Source organism: Streptomyces sp. NPDC038213, from assembly GCF_055600495.1.
Genome location: NZ_JBVJYM010000007.1, coordinates 54,397 through 77,572 on the forward strand (window position 1 = coordinate 54,397; position 23,176 = coordinate 77,572).

The 23,176-nt window shown below is 74.9% G+C and carries 22 protein-coding genes, 1 pseudogene and 1 riboswitch; of the genes and pseudogenes, 12 read left to right on the top strand and 11 right to left on the bottom strand.

The genetic code is table 11. The features are described 5' to 3' along the window. The first annotated feature begins 149 nt into the window (after window positions 1–149). The 3 genes from ACZ7JZ_RS13610 (at window position 150) to ACZ7JZ_RS13620 (ending at window position 1,909) form a co-directional block, all read left to right on the top strand. Window positions 150–965: a VOC family protein gene (locus ACZ7JZ_RS13610; protein ID WP_470937628.1), complete on the top strand. Its 816-nt coding sequence runs from the start codon at window positions 150–152 to the stop codon at window positions 963–965. Window positions 966–1,079: 114 nt separating this feature from the next. After that, window positions 1,080–1,220 carry a hypothetical protein gene (locus tag ACZ7JZ_RS13615; protein ID WP_470938108.1) on the top strand — a complete coding sequence of 47 codons (141 nt, stop codon included), beginning with the start codon at window positions 1,080–1,082 and terminating at the stop codon, window positions 1,218–1,220. 17 nt (window positions 1,221–1,237) lie between these two features. Beyond that, on the top strand, window positions 1,238–1,909 hold the full coding sequence (locus ACZ7JZ_RS13620; protein ID WP_470938080.1) for an SDR family NAD(P)-dependent oxidoreductase: 672 nt from the start codon (window positions 1,238–1,240) through the stop codon (window positions 1,907–1,909). Window positions 1,910–1,949: 40 nt separating this feature from the next. Here ACZ7JZ_RS13620 and ACZ7JZ_RS13625 read toward each other — a convergent pair whose 3' ends face one another. Beyond that, the gene (locus ACZ7JZ_RS13625; protein ID WP_470937632.1) at window positions 1,950–2,876 is read right to left on the bottom strand and encodes a pyridoxamine 5'-phosphate oxidase family protein; all 927 of its coding nucleotides are present in this window, start codon (window positions 2,874–2,876) and stop codon (window positions 1,950–1,952) included. Between the two features lie 146 nt (window positions 2,877–3,022). Between ACZ7JZ_RS13625 and ACZ7JZ_RS13630 the strand changes: the two genes are divergently transcribed. Next, window positions 3,023–5,956 carry a LuxR C-terminal-related transcriptional regulator gene (locus ACZ7JZ_RS13630; RefSeq protein ID WP_470937636.1) on the top strand — a complete coding sequence of 978 codons (2,934 nt, stop codon included), beginning with the start codon at window positions 3,023–3,025 and terminating at the stop codon, window positions 5,954–5,956. On the opposite strand, the gene ACZ7JZ_RS13635 is transcribed toward ACZ7JZ_RS13630, so the two are convergent. Both ACZ7JZ_RS13635 and ACZ7JZ_RS13640 read right to left on the bottom strand, forming a co-directional pair. Then, the gene (locus tag ACZ7JZ_RS13635; RefSeq protein ID WP_470937639.1) at window positions 5,940–6,425 is read right to left on the bottom strand and encodes an iron chaperone; all 486 of its coding nucleotides are present in this window, start codon (window positions 6,423–6,425) and stop codon (window positions 5,940–5,942) included. The two genes, ACZ7JZ_RS13630 and ACZ7JZ_RS13635, sit on opposite strands and share 17 nt — an antisense overlap. A 199-nt stretch (window positions 6,426–6,624) precedes the next feature. Next, complete coding sequence (locus tag ACZ7JZ_RS13640) at window positions 6,625–7,314, bottom strand: response regulator (protein ID WP_470937642.1); 690 nt, start codon at window positions 7,312–7,314, stop codon at window positions 6,625–6,627. A 381-nt stretch (window positions 7,315–7,695) separates the two neighbouring features. On the opposite strand from ACZ7JZ_RS13640, the gene ACZ7JZ_RS13645 reads away from it, so the two are divergent. Beyond that, a complete protein-coding gene (locus ACZ7JZ_RS13645; RefSeq protein WP_470937645.1) occupies window positions 7,696–8,007 on the top strand; it encodes an STAS domain-containing protein in 312 nt (103 codons plus the stop codon). A 55-nt stretch (window positions 8,008–8,062) separates the two neighbouring features. On the opposite strand, the gene ACZ7JZ_RS13650 is transcribed toward ACZ7JZ_RS13645, so the two are convergent. Then, on the bottom strand, window positions 8,063–9,751 hold the full coding sequence (locus tag ACZ7JZ_RS13650) for a sensor histidine kinase (protein ID WP_470938083.1): 1,689 nt from the start codon (window positions 9,749–9,751) through the stop codon (window positions 8,063–8,065). Between the two features lie 338 nt (window positions 9,752–10,089). Between ACZ7JZ_RS13650 and ACZ7JZ_RS13655 the strand changes: the two genes are divergently transcribed. Then, window positions 10,090–10,683 carry a SixA phosphatase family protein gene (locus ACZ7JZ_RS13655; protein ID WP_470937648.1) on the top strand — a complete coding sequence of 198 codons (594 nt, stop codon included), beginning with the start codon at window positions 10,090–10,092 and terminating at the stop codon, window positions 10,681–10,683. Window positions 10,684–10,704: 21 nt separating this feature from the next. Here the strand turns inward: ACZ7JZ_RS13655 and ACZ7JZ_RS13660 are convergent, their stop codons facing one another. Beyond that, entirely contained in the window at window positions 10,705–10,860 is a 156-nt protein-coding gene (locus ACZ7JZ_RS13660) for a hypothetical protein (protein ID WP_470937652.1), read from the bottom strand. A gap of 62 nt (window positions 10,861–10,922) precedes the next feature. Continuing rightward, on the bottom strand, window positions 10,923–11,465 hold the full coding sequence (locus ACZ7JZ_RS13665; RefSeq protein ID WP_470937655.1) for an NUDIX domain-containing protein: 543 nt from the start codon (window positions 11,463–11,465) through the stop codon (window positions 10,923–10,925). 435 nt (window positions 11,466–11,900) lie between these two features. Between ACZ7JZ_RS13665 and ACZ7JZ_RS13670 the strand changes: the two genes are divergently transcribed. The 4 genes from ACZ7JZ_RS13670 to ACZ7JZ_RS13685 all read left to right on the top strand — a co-directional run bounded on the left by ACZ7JZ_RS13670 (window position 11,901) and on the right by ACZ7JZ_RS13685 (window position 16,277). Next, window positions 11,901–13,640, top strand: coding sequence for an IPT/TIG domain-containing protein (locus ACZ7JZ_RS13670; protein ID WP_470937657.1), 1,740 nt, complete (start codon window positions 11,901–11,903; stop codon window positions 13,638–13,640). 124 nt (window positions 13,641–13,764) lie between these two features. Continuing rightward, on the top strand, window positions 13,765–14,400 hold the full coding sequence (locus ACZ7JZ_RS13675) for a VOC family protein (protein WP_470937660.1): 636 nt from the start codon (window positions 13,765–13,767) through the stop codon (window positions 14,398–14,400). A 2-nt stretch (window positions 14,401–14,402) separates the two neighbouring features. After that, window positions 14,403–15,212, top strand: a complete 810-nt coding sequence (locus tag ACZ7JZ_RS13680) for an alpha/beta fold hydrolase (protein ID WP_470937663.1) — start codon at window positions 14,403–14,405, stop codon at window positions 15,210–15,212. A 42-nt stretch (window positions 15,213–15,254) separates the two neighbouring features. Then, window positions 15,255–16,277 carry an META domain-containing protein gene (locus tag ACZ7JZ_RS13685; protein WP_470937666.1) on the top strand — a complete coding sequence of 341 codons (1,023 nt, stop codon included), beginning with the start codon at window positions 15,255–15,257 and terminating at the stop codon, window positions 16,275–16,277. On the opposite strand, the gene ACZ7JZ_RS13690 is transcribed toward ACZ7JZ_RS13685, so the two are convergent. After that, complete coding sequence (locus ACZ7JZ_RS13690) at window positions 16,255–16,632, bottom strand: hypothetical protein (RefSeq protein ID WP_470937669.1); 378 nt, start codon at window positions 16,630–16,632, stop codon at window positions 16,255–16,257. The two genes, ACZ7JZ_RS13685 and ACZ7JZ_RS13690, sit on opposite strands and share 23 nt — an antisense overlap. A 218-nt stretch (window positions 16,633–16,850) precedes the next feature. On the opposite strand from ACZ7JZ_RS13690, the gene ACZ7JZ_RS13695 reads away from it, so the two are divergent. Both ACZ7JZ_RS13695 and ACZ7JZ_RS13700 read left to right on the top strand, forming a co-directional pair. Next, complete coding sequence (locus ACZ7JZ_RS13695) at window positions 16,851–17,138, top strand: hypothetical protein (protein WP_470937672.1); 288 nt, start codon at window positions 16,851–16,853, stop codon at window positions 17,136–17,138. Between the two features lie 188 nt (window positions 17,139–17,326). Continuing rightward, the gene (locus tag ACZ7JZ_RS13700) at window positions 17,327–18,835 is read left to right on the top strand and encodes a DUF4246 domain-containing protein (RefSeq protein WP_470937674.1); all 1,509 of its coding nucleotides are present in this window, start codon (window positions 17,327–17,329) and stop codon (window positions 18,833–18,835) included. Window positions 18,836–18,886: 51 nt separating this feature from the next. Here ACZ7JZ_RS13700 and ACZ7JZ_RS13705 read toward each other — a convergent pair whose 3' ends face one another. The 4 genes and pseudogenes from ACZ7JZ_RS13705 to ACZ7JZ_RS13720 all read right to left on the bottom strand — a co-directional run. After that, window positions 18,887–19,765, bottom strand: coding sequence for an ABC transporter ATP-binding protein (locus tag ACZ7JZ_RS13705; protein WP_470937677.1), 879 nt, complete (start codon window positions 19,763–19,765; stop codon window positions 18,887–18,889). Further along, a complete protein-coding gene (locus ACZ7JZ_RS13710; RefSeq protein ID WP_470937680.1) occupies window positions 19,762–20,928 on the bottom strand; it encodes a FecCD family ABC transporter permease in 1,167 nt (388 codons plus the stop codon). Before ACZ7JZ_RS13710 ends, ACZ7JZ_RS13705 begins: the two co-directional genes overlap by 4 nt. Continuing rightward, window positions 20,925–21,929: an ABC transporter substrate-binding protein gene (locus ACZ7JZ_RS13715; protein ID WP_470937683.1), complete on the bottom strand. Its 1,005-nt coding sequence runs from the start codon at window positions 21,927–21,929 to the stop codon at window positions 20,925–20,927. Before ACZ7JZ_RS13715 ends, ACZ7JZ_RS13710 begins: the two co-directional genes overlap by 4 nt. A 370-nt stretch (window positions 21,930–22,299) precedes the next feature. Further along, a pseudogene (locus tag ACZ7JZ_RS13720) lies at window positions 22,300–22,632 on the bottom strand (acyl-CoA thioesterase); the annotation flags it as partial. 144 nt (window positions 22,633–22,776) lie between these two features. Then, a riboswitch (cobalamin riboswitch) is annotated at window positions 22,777–23,004 on the bottom strand. Window positions 23,005–23,176: the final 172 nt, after the last annotated feature.

Here is a 23,176-nt window from a genome sequence, read left to right on the forward strand (position 1 = left end):
CCGCGAGACCGCCGCCGGCCGGCCTGCCGGAGCCTGCGGATGCCCCCCAGGTCGGAGGCGGCACTGCCGTAGCCGGGGGAGTGGCCGGTGCGGCGCCGGGGCAGATGCCGCGCGGGGGCCTGGCGGCTTGGTGGACGGAGGCGGGCGGCATGGTTCTGGTGGAGGCGGGCTTCGCGGGAGCTCCCTGTTGGATCAGCCTCACGGCGCGTGACGTGGGCGCCTCGGAGCGGTTCTACGGGGCCGTGCTCGGGTGGCGCTTCCGGACGGGGTCGCTGGGCCGGGCCTTCTCCGTCGCGGAAGCGGACGGCGTACCGGTGGCCGGGATCGCCGGGGTGGCGGGCGCGCTCGCCGTGCCGGTGGCCTGGACTCCGTACTTCGCCGTGGAGGACGCCGACGCGGCGGTGGCCCGGATCAAGGAGCGCGGCGGCACGGTCGGCGTGGGCCCGGTGGCCTACCCGCCCCGCGGCCGGGCCGCCCTCGCCACCGATCGCGAGGGCGCGGCGTTCGGCATCTGGGAGGGGCGGGTGCTCGCCGACTGGAGGGTCGGTATCGGGGTCGCGCCGGCCTGGCTGGAACTGCACACCCGTGACGCCTTCGCCGCCGCCCTCTTCTACGGGGAGGTCCTCCAGTGGGCCGCGGAGGAGGGGCCCGGCTGCTGCCGGATCTCGTACGAGCACGATCAGGTGGTCCTGCGCTACGAGGGGGAGGCGGCGGCACGCCTCAACAGCGGTCCCGTCGAGGAGGCCTCGGAGCAGCCCCAGCTGCGGCCCCGCTGGCGGGTCCACTTCAGGGTCCGCGACCTCGACGAGGCCGCAGCGGCGGTCCTCGAACACGGGGGCGAAGTGCTCCCCGGCGGGCCGTGGCCCGCAGCCGAGGGGCAGGTGACCGCCCGGGATCCGGACGGGGCCCTCTTCACCCTCGACCGGTCGCGCACCGCCCCCTGGCCGCTCACCGGGCGGCGGTGAGGAGCGCGGACCCGGGACGGGTACGGGCAGCCGGGCGCGGGCGTGGCGCGATGATTTCGCGAGTGCGGCGCTGGTCGCCGCGGTGCAGCGGTCCTGGCCCGGGACGGCATCACCGTGGCGGCCCCGCGGGCCCGGGGCGCCCTCCTGCCCTTCGGGGCGAAGCGCCGCTTCCTGGCCGGTGTCGCGCGGGAGCACGGGCTGCTGCCCCTGCTCAGGGTCGGCCTGGAACTGCCCGGGGCGTCGGCCGGGAGCTGACCCGCCTGCTCGTCGGGCTGGGCGCCCGCGTCGTCGCCGTCGGGCGCGACCCCGACCGGCTCGCGGACTGCGCCGCCGAGCACCCCGGCGGCCGCGTCCGCGTCCACACCGTCGACCTGGCCGACCCGCAGGCCTGCGCGGCCTTCGCCGACGGGCTGCCCCACCGCTACCCCGGGCTCTCCGTCGTGGTCGACAACGCCGGCGTGCAGACGCTCACCGACCTCCTCCGGGACGATCCGCGCACCACGCGCCCGGCCCTGCGCCGCGCGCCGGCCGTCAACCTGGACGCCGTCGTCACCCTCTCCACGGCCCTCCTCCCGCACCTCCGCTCCCGCCCGCGCGCCGCCCTCGTCAACATCACCAGCGGCCTGGCCCTCGCCCCCGAGTCCGCGGCCCCCGTGTACTGCGCCACCGAGGCGGCCGTACGGACCTTCAGCCGCGCCCTGAGGTACCAGTGCGAGGACTCCGCCCCGCACGTGCGGGTGATCGACGCGGTCCTGCCGCTCGTCGACACCGACATGACCCGGGGGCGCGGCCGCGAAAAGCCGGGCGCGGACCGGACGGCCGCCGCCGTCATCGAGGGCATCCGCCGCGACCGGTCCGAGGTGTACGTCGGCCGGGCGCGGCTCCTTCCCGCACTCATGCGCACCGCCCCGTCCCTCGGCTACCGGATCCTGCGCGACGGCTGAGCGGGGGAGGGCCGCCGGGGGCCGCCGGGGCGGAGCGGGGTCAGGCGAGCCAGTGGCCGTCCCGCATCAGGTCGCGGTCGGACAGCTCGTTCTCCTCGCGCCAGGCCTGGATGCGCCGCGGGGTGATGTGGAACCACCGGTACGCCGTCGTGAGCGTGCGCGGGTCGAAGCCCGTGCGGGCGGCGAAGCGGTCCCCCGGCTCCTGCGGGAGGGCGTCGACGGCGAGCACCTCCACCGTGCCGTCGATCACGACCACGTCGCGGGTGGGGCCGAGCGCGAGGCGCGCGGTGCCGGAGGCGGCCAGGTTCCGGCCGGTCGGGCTGTTCGCCGGGGTGGCCACCCGCAGGATGCGCCCGTCCCAGTCGAAGGACAGCGGTACGAGGTACGGGGCCCCGTCCCCGGAGGCGGTGGCCACCCAGACGTCCACGTCGCGGGCCAGCCGGTGCTCGGTGTCGGCGCGGCGATCGGCGCGGGTGCGGGCGGCCGCGGGCCCGTCCTGGATGACGCCGAGGACGTTGCCGTCGGGGTCGGCGACCGTGGCCACCAGGCGGCCCCCGCCGACCTCGTGGGGGGACTCCGTCACCGTCGCGCCCGCCGCCACCGCCGCGGACACGGTCGCCCCGACGTCCTTCACGTGCCAGTAGGCCACCGGCGAGGCCAGGGCCTGCGGCCCGCCGCCCGGCACCAGCCCGATGTGCTGGCCTGCGGCCTCGTAGCCCACGTAGTACGGGGAGTCGTTGCGCGGCGGTACCCCCAGCAGCGCCGTGTACACGGCCTTGGCCTTGTCCAGGTCGGAGACCGGGTGGAGGACGGTCCTGACCCCCGAGGTGGCGGAGGCGGGGGAAGCAGCGGGGGAGGGAGTGGCGGAGGTCGACGGGCCGGTCATGGAAGCTCCTTGGAGTCGCGGGCCCTGGCGGGCCGTTCCGTGTGCCGTCACAGCCTCCCGCCCGCTCCGGCCCGCCGGCATCCGTGCCGACCACGGAGTCCGCCACGGAGCCGGCCACGGAGAGGGCGCATCCGGCCGCGGGGCAGGAGGCGGCCCTGCGGCGCAGCCGACCGGAGGGGACCCCCGCGGAGCGGGGCCGCGGACGGGCGTGGGACAGAATGGGCCCCATGGGAGAAGCAGCGGCAGCGGCGGACGTCTCACCTCGCGAGTCCGAGGTGCTGGAGCTCGTCGGGGAGCATCTCAGCAACGCCGAGATCGGCGCCCGCCTGTACATCTCCGTGCGCACGGTGGAGACCCATGTCTCCTCGCTGCTGCGGAAGTTGGACGTGCCGGACCGGCGGGCCCTGGCCCGGCGCGCGGCAGGCGCCGCCCGTACCCGCAGCGCCGGCCCCTCCGGCCCGGCCCCCGCTCCCGCCCCCGCGCTGCCGACCCGCCTGACCTCGTTCGTCGGCCGGGCGGCCGAGCGGGCCGAGCTGGCCGCGCTGCTCAGGGGGCACCGGCAGGTGACCGCCGTCGGCCCCGGCGGGGTCGGCAAGACCCGGCTGGCGCTGGCCGTGGCCTCGGACACGGCCGGAGAGTTCGCCGACGGGGTCTGGTTCGCGGACCTGGTCCCGGTCACCGACCCCGCCATGGTCGCGACCGCCGTCGCCGAGGCACTCGGCCTCGGTGAGCAACTGGGCCGCGATATGACCCAGTCGGTGGCCGCCGCCCTGGCCGACCGGCACGTCCTGCTGGTGCTCGACAACTGCGAGCAGGTCGTGGACGGCGCGGCCCTGTTCCTGGAGCGGCTGCTCGCCGCCTGCCCGCGGGTACGGGTCCTGGTGACCAGCCGGTCCCGGCTGATGGTCCCCTTCGAGCGGGTGTACGCGGTCCCGCCGCTGGCCCTGGGCGGAAGCGGGGCCGCAGGCGGCGGCACGGGACCGGCAGCCGCCGGGATCAGCGGTGCCTGCGACGCGGTCGCGCTGTTCACGGACCGGGCGACGGCGGTGGGCCTGCCGCTGGACCCCTCCCTCCACGACCGGGTCGCCGAGATCTGCGCCCGGCTGGACGGCATGGCCCTCGCCATCGAACTGGCCGCCGCCCGCTACCCCGCCCTCGGCCTCGACGGCATCACCGCCGCCCTCGCCCATCCGCTGCGGATGCTCACCGGCGGCTCCCGCGCCGAGGACCGGCACCGCTCCGTACGGGCGGCGCTGGACTGGAGCCACCAGCTGCTGGACCCCGCCGACCGGCAACTCCTGCGCCGGATCTCGGTGTTCGTGACCCCGTTCACGGCCTCCGCCGCGGCGGAGGTGGCCGGGACCGACGTGCCGGCCGCGGCCGACGGACTGGCCCGGCTCGCCGAACAGAGCCTGCTCACCGTCGCGTTCGCCCCGGACGGCACCCGCTACCGGGCGCTGGAGACCCTGCGCCAGTACGGCACCGACCGCCTCGCCGAGGCCGGCGAGCTGGACGCCGTCCGGGGCCGGCACCTCGACTGGTGCCTGGCCCGCAGCGCCGACCTGGCGGCCGTACGGGCCGACTGGCGGGCCCGGTTCGACCGGGCCGCCGACGAGCTGCGCGCCGCCCTGGCCTGGGCCGAGGACCGTCCGGAGCGCCGCCCGGACGCCCACCGCCTCGCCCGCGCCATGGCCGAACTGGCCTTCACCCGGCACCTGATCGGCGAATCCCAGCAGCGGTACGAGCAGGCCGCCGCCCTGGCCGCGGACCCGGCCGACGAGGCGTCGATGCTGCGGCACGCGGCTGCCGTGGCCGGCTGCCGCCTGCACGGCGACGATATGCACCGCCTGCACCTGGCCGCCGCGGACGTGGCCCGCAGGGCGGGGGACACCGCAGCCGCCGCCCGAGACCTCGCGGCGGCGGCCAGCGACGCGTACCGCTTCGCCAGCAAGTTCGTACGGCAGCTCTCGCCGGAGGAGGCCGGTGGCCTCATCGGGGAGGCGCACGAACTGGCCGCAGACGACCCCTCCGCCCGGGCCGCCGTAGCCCTGGCCGAGGCCGGGCGCACCCTGACCCGCGCGATCGCAGCGGCCCCGAGCACGGCGGACGGGGGCGCCGACGAGGGCCCGGACCCGGCCCCGGGCTCCGAAGCCGCCCCCGGCCCGGACGAAGGCGCGTACGGCGCCGCCGTCCCGGAGGCGGTCGCGGCCGCCGAACGCGCGGTCGCGCTCGCGCACCTCACCGGGGACCCGCTCGCCGAGTCCGCCGCGCTCGACACCCTCGCCGGGGCGCTGAGCTGGGCCGGTGACGCCTTCGCCGCGGCGGCGACCGCACAGCGCCGGGCAGAGCTGATCTCCTCGGCACCGGACGGCCCGGCGCAGACCCACGAGCTGATCGAGGCGCTCGGCGAGGCCGCCGAGTCCGCCCTCGGCGCGGGCGACCTGCCGGGCGCCCGCCAGTGGGCGCGGCGGCTCGCGGAGCACCCGCAGCTGGCCGAGGTCGGCCACCGGGCCGCGGGCTGGCTGCTCGTGACCGCCGTACTCGCGGGCGATGCGGAGGAGGCGCTGACCGCCGGCCTGCGCTTCCGCGAGGCCTGGCAGCGGGCCGGCAGACCCGCCGGGGCGGTCCTCGGACCCCCGGCGGCGGCCATGGCGACGCTCCACGGGCTGCGCGGGGACCGGGAGGCCCAAGGCGAGTGGAGTGCGCTGCTCGCCCGGGTCGACCCCTCGCCGTGGAACACCCGCGGGTACGGGGCGGTCCTCGACGCGCTGCTCATGCTGCACGAGGGCCGGCCGGCTGCGGCCCTGGAGCGCACGGCCCCCGAACCGGCCGGGGTGCGGCAGTGGACCACCTGGATCTGGCTGCACTGGTACGTGGCGCTCCGCGCCGAGGCGGCCGTGCTCGCCGGGGCCCCCGACGCCGCCGCCCGCCTGGCGGGGGCCCGTACGGCCGTGGCCGGCAACCCCGTGGCCGAGGCCCTCGTGGCGCGGGCGGCGGCCCTGCACGCCGGTGACACGGAGTCGCTGACCGCCGCTGCGGGTGCCCTCGACGCCGCCGGGTGCCGCTACCAGTCGGCGCGGACCCTGGTCCTCGCGGGCGGCGGGCACGCCGTACGGGGGAGGGGCGCACTCGCCGCACTGGGTCTCACACCGCCCGCTTGACCAGCTCGCCGATCCGCTGCTCGACCTCCGGCGTGATCTCGGTGAGCGCGAAGCAGGCCGCCCACATGGGCCCCTCGTCCAGCTTGGCCAGGTCGCTGAACCCGAGCGTCGCGTAGCGGGCCTTGAACTTCTCCGCGCTCTGGAAGTAGCAGACCACCTTGCCGTCCAGCGCGTACGAGGGCATCCCGTACCAGAGCTTCGGCGCGAGGGCCGGGGCGTTCGCGGTCACGATGCCGTGGACCCGCTCGGCCAGGACCCGGTCCGCGTCCTGCATCTCGGCGATCTTCGCGAGCACGTCGCGCTCCGCCTCCGCCGCCTTCTCGGCGGCCGAACCGCGCCGCGCGGCCTTCTTCTGCTCCGCGGCGTGCGCCTTCATGGCCGCCCGCTCGTCCGCGGAGAAGCCCTCGTACGAGCTGCTGGCGGTGCGAGAGCTGCGGGTGCTGCTGCTGGTGGTGGCGGTGCCGGCCATGATCGCTCCTCGGTTCGCTGGTTCGCTTGGCGTGACCGGCCCGTCTGCTGCCCGGCCGATCCCGTGACCCCAGAGTGCTCCCGCGGGGGTGCGGGCCGCCTCCGTGCCGACCACGGAATCCACCACGGACCGGGCAGTGCGTACCGGCCCCGCAGTCCGCACCCGCCCCCGCGTCCGTCCCCGCCCGCAGCGCGCCCCCTCACCCCGGACCGGGCCGCCTGTTCGCCGGTACCAGGGCGTGGCTGGCGATCACCGCGGCCTGCACCCGGCGCTCCACGCCCAGCTTCGCGAACAGCCGCGAGATGTTGTTCTTCACGGTCTTCTCGGCCAGGTGCAGCCGCAGGCCGATCTCCCGGTTGGTGAGCCCCTCGCTCACCAGCAGCAGCACCTCCTTCTCCCGGTCCGTGAACCCGGGCAGACCCGGTACCCGCTCCTCCGCCGGCACCTCTCCGCGCATCCGCGCCATGACCCGGGCGGTCGCCCCCGGGTCTAGCATGGACTTGCCCGAGGCGACGGTGCGCACGGCCGTCACGAGGTCGGTGCCGTTGATCTGCTTCAGCACGTAGCCGGAAGCGCCCGCCATGATCGCGTCGAGCAGCGCCTCCTCGTCGTCGAAGGAGGTCAGCATCAGGCAGGCCAGCTCCGGCATCCGCGAGCGCAGCTCGCGGCAGACCGTGACCCCGTCCCCGTCCTGGAGCCGTACGTCGAGCACCGCCACCCGGGGCCGCAGGGCCGGGATGCGGACCAGGGCCTGTTCGGCGGTGGCGGCCTCCCCGACCACCCGGATCCCGGGCTCCGCCTCCAGCAGGTCGTGCACGCCCCGCCGGACCACCTCGTGGTCGTCGAGCAGGAAGACGGTGACCGCGCTGACAGTACCGTCGGTCGTCATGTCGTGCTCCTTGTCCGGACCGTGCACACGGGGCACGCCCTCACCGCATCCTCCAGGGTCGAAGGGGCCCTGGAACAGGGCCGATCGGCCCTGTCCGCAGCCGAAACGGGCGGAAAGGAACGGGAGTTCGACCGGCGGGACGGTGGACCGTACGGGTGACCGGATTGCGGGGGAGGGACCTTCGGCCCTGCACCGAGGGCGTCCGGTCCCTTCGCCCCGCCGCCGAACCGCTGATGGACTGGGCCCGTTCGGCCGTACGGCCCGCACGTACCCGCTCCGGGCGGGCGGGTGGCGGCGCGCAGGGGAGCGGGATCGGGATCGGGATCGGACCAGGATCGCGATCGGGATCGAGTGAGAGGGCGAGGACCATTGACCAGGACGATGATTTCCCTCAGGACCGTCGTGGGCCGGGACGGGGAACCGGCGGTGGCCGTCACCGGCGAACTGGACATCCACACCGTCCGGGCCGTGGAGCCGGGCCTCGCCCGCGCCGCCGACGGAGGCGGCCTGCTCCACCTGGACCTGTCCGGCCTGAGCTTCTGCGACAGTTCGGGCATCGACCTGTTCCTGCGCCTCAACCGGCGCTGCGCCCGCACGGGTTCGGTGCTGTTCCTGGACGGCGTACCGCCCCTGCTGGCGAAGTCCCTGCGCGTCGTGGGGGCCGACCGGGAACTGTGCTGCCGCTGGGGCTGAGCCGCGGCCCGCACCGCAGCGAATTGCGCATCATTCCGCGAACAGGCAGCAGGCGTCAGGAAGCCGGCGCCGCCTGGATCGGGGCCCGCCACTCCAGCGCGCTGCCGCCCTGCTCGGGCGCCTCGACGCGGAACGTGCCGCCGACGCTGCGGGCCCGTTCGTCCAGGTTCGCCAGCCCGCTGCGGCGGCCACGCTCCGGGATCCCGACCCCGTCGTCCGAGACGCGCAGCACGACCTCGCCGCCCGCCGCCTCCAGGGAGACCGCGACCCGGGTGGCCCGGGCGTGCCGGGCCGCGTTGCTCAGCAGCTCGTTGAGCACCGCCACGACGTGGTCGGCCACCTGCGGCGGTACGTCGGTGTCGAGGAGGCCCTCCATGCTCAGGCGGGGCGGATGGCCCAGCACGGTGGCGGCCTCCCCGACGGCCCGGGCCGCCCGCGCCCGCAGCCCGCTGTCGCCGTCCCGGTCCTTCGTACGGAGCCCGAAGATCGTCGATCGGATGATCTTGATGGTCTCGTCCAGGTCGTCCACGGCGCGCACCAGCCGCTGCCCCGCGTCCTCGTGGTCCACGAGCCGGGCCGCGCTCTGCAGGGTCATCCCCGTCGCGAACAGCCGCTGGATCGCCAGGTCGTGGAGATCGCGCGCGATCCGGTCGCGCTCCTCCAGGAGCGCGATCCGCTCGGCGTCGCGGCGCCGGTCGGCCAGCTCCAGCCCGAGCGCCGCCTGCCCGGCGAAGGCGAGCAGCGGCTCCAGCTCCCCGTCCGTGAAGACCGGGCCGCCCGCCGCCCGCGCGAGGAACAGCACCCCGTGCCGGTCCTTGCCCTCGGAACCCAGCGGTACGGCCACGGAGGGCCCCCACGTACCCGGGATCCGGCTGTCGGCCGCGCACCGCGGATCCGAGCCAGGCCTGGCCGCGGTCACCGGCAGCCCGCTGGTGTACGCGGATCCCGGCAGGGTGTCCCGTACCGGGAGCAGCAGCCCCTCCCGGGCGGCGGCGTCCGCCCCCGTGGCCACCTCGACCAGCAGGCCCCCGCCGCCGGCGCGGGCCGTTGCGACCTCCGAGGCGCAGGAGCCCGTGATCTCCTGCGCCCGCCGGGCGATCAGCTGGAGCACCTCCGTGCGGGCGGTCCCGGACAGGAGGCTGCCGGTCACCTCCGCATTGGCGCGCAGCCAGCTCTGCCGGCGCTGGGCGTCCTCGTACAGGCGGGCGTTGTCGATGGCCACGCCGGCGGCCACGGAGAGGGTGGCGATCACCGACTCGTCCTCGGTGTCGAACTCCTGCCCGCCGCGCTTGTCCGTCAGGTAGAGGTTCCCGAACACCTCCTCGCGCACGCGGATCGGCACGCCCAGGAAGGTGCGCATCGGCGGGTGGTGGGCGGGGAAGCCCTGCGAGGACGGGTGCGCGCCCAGGTCCGCCAGCCGCAGCGGCTCGGGGTGGCGGATCACCTCGCCGAGCAGCCCGTGCCCGGCGGGCAGCGGCCCGATCCGTGCGGTGTCGCTGCCGGCCAGGCCCACGGTCAGGAACTGCGAGAGCGTCCGGCCGTCGGGCCCGATCACGCCCAGCGCCCCGTACTCGGCCTCCACGAGCAGCGCCGCCGCCTCCACGATCCGGCGCAGCACCTGCGCCAGGTCCAGCTCCCGGCCCACCGAGACGACGGCCTCCAGCAGGCTGTGCACCCGGTCCCGCGTCCCGCGGGCCGCGTCGATCCGCGCCTGGAGCTCGTCCAGCAACTGGTCCAGCCGCATCCGGGAAATCTGCGACACATGTCCCCCAACTGCCCTGTGCCCCGTGCCTCTTCGCTCTCCCGCCCGAGCCTATCGGCAGACCGGTCCCCCGCACCCGCAATCGGGCACACCGCGGTACGGAAGCGCCCGGGGGCTCCTTGGTGCCTGCGCGGCGGTGGTACGGGCGTTTCCGCCCGTACGCCGGGGGCAGGCGCCGGTACGACAGCACCCCCGCGCGCGTACGCGGCACGCCCGCTGGAGCCCGCAGCCCCCGGCCCCGGGCCGCCGGGCCCCGAACGCCCGTGCCCGCCCCCGAACGCCGCCGGCACAGGACGACGATCCGGAAGGAGGAGACGGCCATGCACCCGGACCCGGCCTCCCCACCCCCGCCTGCCACCCCCGCGACGTCCCGGCCCCGGGCCGGCGCTGCGGCCCGCGACGGGTGCCGCCTGCTCCTGGTCCGGCACGCGAAGGCCGTACCGAAGGGCCGGCCGTCCGAGGACTTCGACCGCGCGCTCAGCGCCCGGGGCCGGGCGGACGCGCCCCGCACGGGCCGCTGGCTCGCGGACCACGGCCGGCAGCCCGAGCTCGTCCTGTGCTCCCCCTCCCGCCGCACGCGGGAGACCTGGCAGCTCGCGGCCCCGGCGCTGGCCGCGCCACCGCCCTCGGTGTACGACGAGCGCCTCTACAACGCCGAGCCCGCCACCCTGGTCGCCGTACTGGCCGAGCGGTCGGCGCACCTGCACTGCCTGCTCCTCGTCGGCCACAACCCGGGCCTCCACGCCCTGGCAGCCGCCCTCTGCGGCAGCGGCCCCCCTGACCTGCTCGACCAGGTCAAGGCCGGCTTCCCGACCGCGGGCGTCGTCGTGGTCGACCTACCCGGCGGCTGGGCGGACCTGTCGCCGGGCAGCGGCGCCGTGGCAGCCGTCTGGTCCCCGCCCCGCCCCGCCTGAAGCACCCCCGCCCGCCCCGGCCTACCCGCCCCGGGCCTGCTGCCGCATCCGCTCATCCGATGCGGCAGCGGTCTCCAGGCCCATCGCGGCGCGCCGCTCGTCGAGGCGGGCGGGGTCCGAGACCGGATGGGGCACGGGGCCGCCGGGCCCGCCGGTGTACTGGGTGTGAACCAACACGGCACGCTGGAAAGCCGGTTCGCGATCGGCGCGGGGCGCCGCACCGGCGGGCTGGGCTTCGCTCACCGCTGGAAGTACGCGGCCGTGCCGGTGCGGCGGGCGGTGTCGACCTCGCGGAGGCGGTCGTAGGCGTCGGGGTCCATGAGGGGCGCCCAGTCGGCCAGGGAGCGGACCTGGACCTCCGAGTGCTCGTGGGGGTCGAGGGTGATGGCGGCGATCTGGCTGTCCGTCAGGATCCCGCCGTCGAAGCAGAAGCCGATGTGGTTCGCCGGCCAGCTGTCTCCGCGGTGGGAGATGAAGTGGGTGGCGAGGAGGCGCTGTTCGCCTGTGAAGGCGATGCCGGTCTCCTCCAGGCATTCGCGGACCGCGCACTCCCAGGGAGTCTCTCCGGGGTCCATGTTCCCGCCGGGCCACTGCCACTGCCGGGGCCCGTAGGAGGAGCGGAGCTGTACGGGGCGGCCCGAGCTGTCCGTGAAGTACAGGCAGGCGTACGAGGTGGCGCGCGCGATGGTCTCGATGTACTGCCCGGGCGGCAGCCAGCCGGGCGGGACCGCCGCGCCCTCCGCCGACCCGCGCCCCGTGCCCTGCTCCAGCGCTTCCGCCATAACGGTCTGCCTCTCGGTGGAACGGCCCGGACCCTCACCCTCGCGCCCCCTCTCCCCTCACCTTAGGCCGCCCCGCTGCGCCGCGCGGACGCTTTCACCGGACCGCAGCCCGCCCCCGCTGCGCCCCGCCGTACACCCGGCGAACATTCCGGTCACCACCTGATACGAATCGGACAAGTGCGAAGCTTCCGCGCGGCGGGTGATCGCGCGCTGCGACGATGACCGCGCCCCGCCGCGCCGGGTCGGCAACGCGGGGCACTGTGCTGCCCGGTGCTCCAGTGCCCAGCACCTGCTGCCCGCCCTTGCGCCACTGACCTGCACGCACCCGCACGCACCGCACGCAACCCGCACGAGCTATGCCGCCATCGCGCCACCGCCGGTCTCCGGGGGCTCCGCCCCCGCCGCGGTGCCGCGGCCTTCGAGGGGGGAACCGACATGTCCGCGTTCACGCGCTTACGCCCACAGCGCCCGTACCGCGCACAGCACCCGCACCGCCCGGCCCGTCCGCACCGCCCCACCCGGCCGCACCGGCGGAGCCGCACCGCGGCCGCCGCCGCGTTCGCCCTCGTCGTGGCCGGCCTGGGGGCCCTGGGCGCGGCTCCGGCGGCCGCGGCCGTGCCCAGCGTGATCGCCACCGTACCGCTGGGCGCGAACCCGGAGCACATCGCCGTGGCCCCGGACGGCGAACACGTCTACGTCAGCAACTCCGGTGTGTTCATGGGAACTCCGGGCAACACCGTCACCGTACTCGACACCGCCACGAACACCGTCGGCGCCACGATCCCCGTCGGCAACGGCCCGGGCGCCATGGCCGTCACCCCCGACAGCGCCCACCTGTACGTGGTCAACCGCGGCTCCTCCACCGTCAGCGTCGTCGACACCGCCGCCCGTACGGTCGCCGCCACCATCACCGGGATCCAGGACCCGAAGGCCGTGGCCGTCGCCCCCTCCGGGGCCCACGCGTACGTGGTCGACACCGCCGGTGCCAACGGCACGGTCCGCGTGGTCGACACCGCCACCCGCACCGTCGTGGCGTCGGTCCCGGTGGGCCCGTCCCCGCGCGATGTCGCCTTCAGCCCCGACGGGGCGTACGCCTACGTCACCCACCTGGGCAACAACACCCTCGGTGTGATCGACACCGCCACCCTGACCCTGAGCGCCACCGTGGCCCTCAGCGCCCGGCCGTTCGCCGTCGCGGTCAACCCCGCCTCCGGAGCGGTGTACGTCAGCCACGGCCTGGACGACTTCGTCTCCGTCGTGGACCCGGCCACCCTCACGGTCACCGCGACCGTCACCACCGGCGCCAACCCCGGCGACGCGGCCGTCAGCCCCGACGGCGCCACCGCCTACGTGCCCAGCATCAGCAACCACACCCTCTCGGTGGTCGACACCGCGGCCCACGCCGTCACCGCGCAGGTCCCCGTCGGCGGCGGCCCCGTCGCCGCCGGAGTGAGCCCCGACGGCACCCTCGCCTACGTGGTCAAGAACGGCAGCGAGACCCTCGACGTGCTGGGCGTGGGCACGGCCGCCCCGACCGTGACCTCCCTCAGCCCGTCCTCCGGCCCGGCTGCGGGCGGCACCGACGTCACCGTCACCGGCACCAACCTGGCCGGCGCCACCGCCGTCACCTTCGGCGACACCCCCGCCGCCCTCACCGGATGCACCGCCACCACCTGCACCGTCACCGCCCCGGCGCACGCGCCCGGCACGGTCGACGTACGCGTCACCACCCCCGGCGGCACCAGCGCGGCGAACCCCTCCGCGAGGTACGGGTACCTGGCCGTGCCCGCGGACATCGACGTCGACCTCAAGGCCACGCCGACCCTGGGCGTCCTGGCGCCCTACCTCTCGTACACCCTCACCGCCCGCAACACCGGCCCCGGAACCGTCACTTCCGCCACCCTGACGGCCATCCTCCCGCCCGGCGCCACCGCCACCCACCTGTCCCCGGGCTGCACCGTCACCGCCGCCAAGGTCACCTGCGCCTACGGCACGCTCGCCCCCCAGGCGAGCGCCCCCAAGACCTTCCGCGTCCCGCTCCACCTCCTGACCCTGGGCCCGGTCAAGACCACCGCGACCCGCACGGCCTCCACCCCCACCGACCCCCAGGCGTCCAACGACACGGCCACGTCCACCTGCACGGCCCTGTCCATCGTCCTGGTCACCTGCCCCTGACCGGTCCGCACCGCTCCGCACCACCCCGCCCCGGCTGCCCGGGGCGGGGTGGTGTGCCTTCACCTGCACCGGCGGGCGGCGTGGCGCTGCCACGGGTGCGGGCCTCCGGGGCCATGATGGCGCCGTGCGACTTGATCACGTGTCCTACGCCGTGGCCCGCGACAGCTTCGTGTCGACCGTCCAGTGGATCGGATCGGCCCTCGGAGCCGGGTTCGTGGACGGGGGCGTGCACCCGCGGTTCGGCACCCGCAACTTCATCCTCCCGCTGAGCGGCGGCACCTACGTCGAGGTCGTCACCACCCTCGACCACCCCGCCGCCGACCGCGCACCCTTCGGCCAGGCGGTCGCCCGCCGCGCCGCCGAGGGCGGCGGCTGGCTCGGCTGGGTGGTCTCCGTCGACGACATGGCCCCGGTCGAGGCCCGCCTCGGCCGCACCTCCTCCGAGGGCCACCGCGTCCGCCCCGACGGGTTCGACCTCAAGTGGAAGCAGATCGGCCTGCTGGAACTGATGGAGGACCCGCAGCTGCCCTACTTCCTCCAGTGGTGCGTCCCCCTCGGCGAGCGCCCGAGCGCCGACCCGCGCACCTCCACCGCCATCCAGGGCGTCTCCATCGCCGGGGACGCCGCCTCCATCGCCGAATTCCTCGGCGAACCGGCCGACCACCCCCTCGACCACATCGACGTCACCTGGGTCGAGGACGAGGAACCGGGCCTGGTCGCGGTCGAGTTCGCCACTCCCCGCGGCCCGGTCACGATCTAGCCGTGGTGCAGGCCGCTGGCGTCGAGGTGGCCTACGAGCGGACCGGGCGGGGGCCGCTCGTGGTGCTCGTCCACGGGGCCGGGGCCGACGGGCGGATGTGGCAGCCGCAGGCCGAAGCGCTGGCGGACGAGTTCACGGTCGTGGCCTGGGACGAGCCGGGGGCCGGACGCTCCGGCCCGCTGCCCGCGGGCTTCGGGCTCGCGGACTTCGCCGACGCCCTCGCCGCGGTGATCGAGGACGCGGGAGCCGGCCCCGCCCAGGTCGCGGGCCAGTCCTGGGGCGGCACGGTGGTCCTGGAGCTGTACCGCAGGCGGCCGGACCTGGTGCGGTCGCTGCTCATGGCGGACACGTACGCCGGCTGGAAGGGCTCCCTGCCGCCCGGGGAGGTCGCGGCCCGGGTCGAGGGGGCGCGGCGGATGCTCGCCGTCCCCCGCGAGGAGTTCGACCCGGCGGCCGTGCCCGGGCTCTTCGCCGCCGGCCCGCCGGAGCGCTTCGCGGGGCTGCTCGACGCGATGGGACGCGACGTACGGCCGGAGACCATGGCCGCACAGCTCGCCCTGATGGCCGAGGCCGACGCGACGGACCTGCTACCCCGGATCACGGTCCCGACCCTCCTCCTGTGGGGCGAACACGACGCCCGCTCCCCCCTGACCGTCGCCCACGCCTTCCAGCACGCGATCCCGCACGCCGAACTGGTGCTGATCCCCGGGGCCGGCCACATGAGCAACCTGGAAGCCCCGGAGGCCTTCACCGCGGCGGTCCGCACCTTCTGCCGCGCGCACGCTCGGCACCCTCCCTGTGACGGGGTGTGAGCCGGATGCAACCGAGGGGCGGTTGCGTACGTCCGACACTGCATGGGGATATCGGTACGTGCACGCCGGACCGCCGCCGCGGCAGCCGCGGCCTTCGTACTGCTGCCGCTCGGGGCCGTCGGATGCAGTGGGGACGGCGGCGGCGGCGAGAGCAGCAGGGGCGCTCGCGCCACCCCGGAGCGTACGTCGGCCGCGGCGGAGGCGGACGCCGGATCGCCCGGCCCCGAGGCCGCCCTCCCGCCCGCCGAAGGGCTCGCCATCGATGCCACCAAGCTCGACTGGTACTTCGTCGGCGCGCGCTGGACCGTCCAGTCGCTGGCCCGGGACGGCCGCCCCACCCTAGGCGCGCCTCCCCACGACGCGGCGTGGATCGAGTTCGGCCGCGACGGGCTCGTCCGCGCCAGCGACGGCTGCCGTCCGCTGCTGCGGAAGGGCGGGCGCGAAGGCGACGGGGTCACGGTCGCCGCGGGCTCGTCCGTGGAGGGCGATGAGGCGTGCGGGAGCCGGGGGCGAGAGTTCCGCACCCGCTTCCACCAGGTCTTCACCGGGCCGCTGACGGTCCGCCTGGCAGCCCCGTCGGGCCGCAAGTCCGGTTCACCCGACCTGGTACTGGAGAACGGGGACGGCGACCGCATCTCCGTCACCTACAACCGGCCCGAGGGCATGTTCGGCCGCCGCTACACGCTGTCCGCGAAGCACAACGGGCTCGGCTACGTGTACCCGGAGTACGCCGCCGGCCGCGAGATCTGGATCAAGTTCGAGGCCGACGGCCGGGTGACGGGCAAGCTGGGCTGCGACGACTTCACGGGGCACGCCGTGTTCGAGGGCCGCCGGGTGGCCGTCGGACCGCTGACCACCACCACCCGCCGACGCTGCCCGGCCCAGGTCGCCGAGGAGCAGAAGGAACTGCTGGCGGCCTTCCCCGACAGGTTCAGGTGGAGCACCGGCCGCTCTCCCGACCCTGCCCGCAACGGTGGTTACCACCACAGCTTGGTCCTCACCCAGGACAAAATCGCCAACATGTCCGAGTTCGTGTACCCGTTCACCACCCGCCCCCGCCCCTGACCGGACCCGGCGGCACCGGTTCCACTCCGAACTCGGCGGCGATATTGTTCCACATGAAGCCCTCCCGCCAGCCGGCCCCCGCGGCTGCCCAGCCGAGCAGCGCTCCGAGGACCTTCGCCTGCGAGACCGTCTGCGTCTGGTAATACAGTTCCGCCACGCCGTCCCGGTACTCGAGCTGGTAGGTGTTGTTCCCGCGCAGCAGGACTTGGACGTACCAGGTTCCCGGCCGGTCTGCCTCGACCCGTTCCAGGACCATGTGTGCGTTCCCGCGCCGCAGGTTCGCGAGCATGGTCCCGATCGCCGGCTTGGAGGCGTGCCTCACGACATGGCCGCGTTCGTTGGTCAGGATCAGCATGGGCCGATCATCCAGCAGCCCACTGACAGCGCGTCCGGCAGCGTGCTGCCGCGGCCTCCCCGCCAGCCGGGGCCGGTCCCGCGTTCGCCGTTCGGGGGAATGCCGTGCGGGGTGGCCGCCCCCTGCCATGATCACGGTGTGCCGGTCGGGCCGGGCGGCTTCCGCCCGTCTGCTCGCGGTCCGGCCGGGCCGTCCACCGTACCGAAGGAGCACGAGACATGGCCGACTGCACCAAGTACCGCCCCTGCACGGACGCCGACCAGAAGGCCCTCCTGGCCGTCCCCGGGATCCTCAACTCCGTGAAGAACACCCTCCGGTTCCCCGCCGCCACCGAGATCCAGATCATCGCGGAAGCCGTCTCCACCACCACGGACGGCAGCCTGAAGTACCTCGTCATGGGCGGCGTCGAGATCGAGGAGGGCGAGGACAACCGGGAGGGCTACTGGTGGATCAAGGGCGACCAGATCCTCAAGTCCACCGCCATCGTCCTGCCGACTCTCAGCTGACCCCGCCCCGGCCCTGTTGGCGTGACGCAGCTCGGGCCGCCGAGGTCGTCAGCTCCGCCGACGCGCCGACCAGCCGCCGGCGCCCCGTGGCATCTTGCGGCCATGACCTACTGGCGGCGCGGTCGGGGTGTCAGTCGGGCGGGCTATTCTTCCCGGCACCGCCTACCGACCGTGAGGAAGCACCCCCTGTGACCGGCCAGTCCGCCTTTCCGCTGCCCTTCCAGACCGTCCGCTCCCAGCCGTTCGCGGCGGCGCGGACGCTGCGCGAGCTGCAGATGATGCAGTGCAGTGCCGCCCTGCGCGCCAAGCCCGCCTGGTTCGAGAAGATGAACGACGCCGGTATCGCCGCGCGGTGGACGCAGGAGGCGCTGGCGCAGGGCATGACCGAGGCGCAGGTGCGCTTCGTGCTCGCCGAGCTGGGGCACTACGCCGCGCTGCGCGATGCGCGCACGGGCATAGAGGTGTCCGCGGTCGACGGGGTCTGGCAGTCCGATGCCCTCGTCGACGAGTCGCTCCGGGCGCGGCTGCGCGAGGCGGTCCGGGTGCTGGAGGAGGTGCCCGAGGCCGAGCGGGACTGGCACCCCGGATCCGGCGGCCAGGTCCTGGACCTCGTCCACCCCTCGCTGTTCTGCCTGGTGAAGGAGGCGAGCGGAGGGCCGGAGCGGGCCTGGGAGAACCCGGCGAACCCGTACGCGAAGTACGAGTTCTCGGAGCGGTTCCAGTGGCTGCCCACGGACGTGGAGGTCGGTGAGGACGGCGCGGTCGCCTTCCAGTCGTACGTGAACAACGTCCACCCCGAGCACCACCGCGAGCTGGCGGCGGTCCTGCCGGACCTGTTCGCGCGCATGCGCCCGCTGTTCGAGAACGTGCTCACCGATCTGCGGCACCCGCGGCCCCTGCGGATCGAGGCCGACCCCTACGGCTGGTACGACGCGGAGCCCGAGTACCCGCACAAGCCGTCCTTCCCGGACAACGACGCGTACATGGAGGCCCGCGCCGCCTGGGAGGAGGCGTACGAGGCCTGGCGGGAGAACCGCCACCCGATCCTCCCGGACGCCCCGGACTTCACCCCGCCCGCGCTTCCCGCGGCCGCCGACCGGGTCGACCTGCGCGGCCGCCGCCTCCAGGTCATCGTCAAACTCGCCACGATCCACCTGACCCCCGGCAATCCGGAGTACGCGGGCGGCTCCTGGCACGTCGAGGGCATGCTCAACGAGCGCATCGTCTCGACCGGCATCTACTACTGGGACAGCGAGAACACCACCGGGAGCCGGCTGGGCTTCCGGGCCGCCCTCGACGACCCGTACTACGAGCAGAACGACGACACCGGCGTGCGCGAGGTCTACGGCCTCGAGGACGAGGACGCGCTCAACCAGGTGCTGGGCTCGGTCCCGACCCCGGAGGGCCGCTGCCTGGCCTTCCCGAACGTGCTCCAGCACCGTGTGGACGGCTTCCGCCTCGCGGACCCCACGCGCCCCGGCCACCGCAAGATCCTCGCGTTCTTCCTGGTCGACCCGTCGCAGCGGATCGTCTCGACCTCCGACATACCGCCGCAGCAGCCCTGGTCCGAGACCTCGACCATGACGCTGGAACAGGCGAAGACGTACCGCGAGGAGCTCATGAAGGAGCGGAAGTTCTTCGTCGACGAGCACAACGAGCAGCTCTACGAGCGGGAGTTCTCCCTCTGCGAGCACTGAGCCGCAGGAGAGGGGCGGGGGCAGCGGGTCCGGGGCGCTGCCCCCGGTTCCTCAGGGCGTCCGGGGGGCCGGTTCCTCCTTCCCCGGGAACGCGGCGGGCAGGGGCCGTTCGCGGTCGGGTACGACGCTGATGAACGGGACGCCCGTACGGGGGTGTTCGAGGACCTCGGCCTCGACCTCGTACACGTCGGACAGCAGTGGTGCCGTGAGGACCTCCCCGGGGGTCCCGGTGGTGACCACGCGGCCGCCGGACATGACGCAGATCCGGTCGCAGAAGGCCGCGGCCAGGTTCAGGTCGTGGAGGGCGACGACGGTGGTCACGCCGAGCCGCCGGACCAGCCGGAGGGCGTCGAGCTGGTGGCGCAGGTCCAGGTGGTTGGTCGGTTCGTCCAGGACCATGGTCCCCGTGCGCTGGGCGAGCGCGCGGGCGATCAGGACCCGCTGCTTCTCCCCGCCCGACAGCCGGTCGAACGGCGCGTGCGCGAGACCGGCGACGTGCAGTTCCGCCAGGGACTGCGTGATGATCTCGCGGTCCGCCGCGTCGTCGCCCGCGAAGGCCCGCTTGTGCGGCGTACGGCCCATCGCGACCACGTCGTACACGGTGAGCGCGAACTCGCCCGCCGTTTCCTGGAGTACGGCCGCCAGGCGCTGAGAGAGCCGCCGGCCGGGCATCCGCCAGACGTCCTCGCCGTCGAGGAGGATCCGGCCGGAGCTGGGCCGCAGCGCCCGGTAGAAGGTGCGCAGCAGGGTGGACTTCCCGGCGCCGTTGGGGCCGACGAGGCCGAGCACTTCGCCGGGGGCCGCGTGCAGGGAGGCCCGGTGGACCAGGGCCCTGCCGTCCACGACGACGCTGACCTCCTCGGCGCGGAGCGCCGCGGGGGCGGAGCGGGGGCCGGCGGCGGGGTCGGGGGCCGGGGGCTCGTGGGTCATCGGGCGGCCTTCCGTCGCATCAGCCAGAGGAAGAACGGGCCGCCCACCAGGGCGGTGAGGATGCCGACGGGGATCTCCTCCGGGGTCATCAGCGTCCGTGCCGCCAGGTCGGCGGCGATGAGGAAGGCGGCGCCCAGGAGCGCGGCGGCGGGCAGGGCGCGGCGGTGGTCGGCGCCCACGAGCAGCCGGACGACGTGCGGCATGATCAGGCCGACGAAGCCGATCTGGCCGCTGACGGCGACGATGGTGCCGATCATGAGGGCGACCAGGACGAACAGGGCGGCGCGGAAGCGGTGCACGTCCAGCCCGAGGGCCGCCGCGGCCTCCTCGCCGGCGAGCAGCAGGTTGAGGGAGCGGCAGACGCCCAGCAGCACGGCCGTGCCGGCCAGTACGGCGCCGACCGGGATCCAGACCGTCGCCCAGGTGGTGCCGGCCAGCCCGCCGAGCATCCAGCGGAGCGCGGACTGGGTCTTGTGCGGGTCGTTCGAGGTGACGATCAGGAAGCTGGCCAGCGCCGACAGCACCTCGGCCGTCGCGACCCCCGCCAGGACCAGGCGCACGGTGGTCATCCGGCCGCCCGAGCGGGCCAGGAAGTACACCGCGACGAGCGCCGCGAGGGCCCCGCAGAACGCGGCCAGGGGCAGGGTGAACAGCCCGAACACCGACAGGTTCAGCACCAGGGCCAGCACCGCGCCGACCGAGGCCCCCGAGGACACGCCCAGCAGCATCGGGTCGGCGAGCGGGTTGCGCACCAGGGCCTGGAGGGCCATGCCGGCCACGGACAGCCCCGCGCCGACGACCCCGGCGAGCAGTACGCGGGGGAGGCGGACGTCGACGACGATCGTCTCGCGCACCGGCGTCCAGGTCGCCTCGGCGAGCGCCGGGTGCACGCGGTGCACCAGGATGCCCCACACCTGCTCGGCGGGCACGCTGATCGAGCCCGCCGCGATCCCGGCCGTGGCGGCTGCGGCCAGCAGCAGTCCGAGCACGGCCAGCACCACGGGGTACGGGATCCCGGGCCGGCGCCCGCGCGCGGCGGGCCCGCTTCCGTGCCCGGGCCCGTCCACCTGTGCGGACGTGCGGGCTGCGGCTCTGCCGCCGGCGGGGCGGCCGCTCCCGGCGGGGTCCGCCCCTTCGGCCGTACGGGTCTCCACGTCGGTCACCGGACGCGGTCCGGGTGGAGCTGCTTGGCCAGCGACTCGACGGCCCCGGGCACCCGGACGCCGAGCACGGTCGAGGACAGCGGCAGCACCGCGAACCGCTTGTTCTTGATGGCGGGTACGTCCTTCAGCGCCGGGTGTGCGAGGAGGAACTTCTTCTTCTGCTCGACGGTCTGGTCACCGTAGTCGTAGATGACGACCACTTCGGGCGCCCGCTGCGCCACCTGCTCGAACGACACGTCGCCGTAGGCCTTGTCGAGGTCCGCGAAGAGGTTCACCCCGCCCGCGAGCCGCATCATCTCGTTGCCCATGCCCGCGCCGCCCGCGGTGAACGCCGTCTTGTCGCCGCTGTCGTAGACGAAGAGCTTGAGCGGGGTGGCCCCCTTGAGCTGGCCCGCGACCCTGTCCAGGGTGGCGTGCAGGCCCTTCAGCCGCTCCTCGCCCCGCTCGGGCACGCCGAAGATCTTGGCGAGCGTGCGGATCTCCGCGTCCATGGCGGCGACGGTCACCGGCCCGGTGGGGCACTCCTCGGTGTTGAGGTGGGTGTTGATCCCGGCCTTGGCGAGGGCCGCGCGGCTGCGGCCCTCCTTCTCGTCGAAGGTGGAGGACCATCCGCCGTAGACGAAGTCGGGCTCGGCGGCCAGCAGGGCCTCGAAGGAGGGGTACTCCTCGGAGATCACCTTCACGCTGTCGTACGCGGCCTGGTACTCGGGGAGGATCTTGTCGTCCAGGTAGCCCGTGCCGACCATCGACTTCTCGACGCCGAGGGCCAGCAGGGCCTCCGTCGCGTGCTGGTTGAGCGAGACGGCCCGCTGCGGCGGGCGCTTGTACGTGGTCTTCACGCCGCAGTTGTCGACCGTGACCGGGAATCCCTTGGCGGAGGCGCCGGCGGCACCTGCCGAGGAGGAGTCCGCGGGGGAGGACGTGCTGCCTCCGCCGCAGCCGGACACCAGCACGGCCAGGGCGCATGCGGACAGCACGGATTTCAGGGGGTTGCGGGGCATGGATGGTCCTCTCACCGCAGTCGGATCGGATGGTCTGGACGCCCGGTTCGACGCGCCCTGCTGCGACTGCTGCTGCAACTTAGAGGCAGTTGCACACAACATGCAACAAGGGTCGGAGGGGCGGCAGGGCTCGTGGGGGTGCAGGGGATCGCGCGCGCCCCTCCGCGCCCCGGGCAGCAGAAACCGCCCTGTCGGCCCGCGGTCGCGAAGGTCCGGAGGGACAGGGGAGGGGCAGGGGAGGGCAGGTCGGAGAAGGGGGAGCGGAGGGGCGTGCGGCTCTCGCCGATCCGGCAGCGGGGCTCGCCCCGCGGTACAGCCGCCCGCGAAAGGTCCCCCGCTACGCGGGAATCGGCGCGGGGGCTTCGAGTGCGGGGACGGGCCGCGGCCGGCCCTCGGCGTCGATCGCGACGAACGCCAGCGTCGCCGTGGCCACTTCGGTCGCGGGACCCGAGGCGTTCCAGCGCTCCGCCCGGACGCGTACGCCCACGGTCATCGAAGTACGCCCGGCCCGCTCCAGTTCGGCGTCGACGCTGAGCAGGTCACCGGCCCGCACCGGCGCGAGGAACGCCATCCGGTCCACGGCCACGGTCACGGCGGGGCCGTCAGCGTGCCGTCCGGCCGCGGCGGCCGCCGCATCGTCGATGAGCTTCATCACGACGCCGCCGTGGATGGTGCCGTACAGATTGGTGTCGTGCTCGCTCATGATGTGGGCGAGGGTCACCCGGGAATCGCCCGGGACCTTGGCTGCGCACCCCACGGTGCCTGCGGTCGTACCGGCCACGTCAACTCTCCTTCGCGAGTCGCGGCAGAAAGGCCCGGGGGTGGACTCCCGGACCCTGTATGCGCCTTGGGCATACAGGCAGTGGCAGGTCTTCGGACTCGCGGGCGGGCCTGCCGGATCTCCCGGCGGGCTCCTACTGGCCGTCGCTTCCCAGGACCGTTGTCCGGTCCCAGTGCGTATGACGGCGGTCGTTCCCACTCACCGCTGCGGGGCAGTCCCGGATTCCCACCGGGTTCCCTCTTGCGACGCATCCCGCCTGGCGGACGGGGCGAACCAGCTGCCCGCCCAGCCTACCGGCACGGACCGGCGGCCCGGCAGGGCCCGGTGGTGAGGGCCCGGACACACCCGCGGCGGCCGGCCTGCTCCCCCGCCCGGCACCGCCCCGGGTCTGCACCCGCCCCGTCAGCGGTTGATCCGGCCGATGAGGACCTTGGCCGACGTCCCGTGCGCGGAGGAGAAGAAGTCC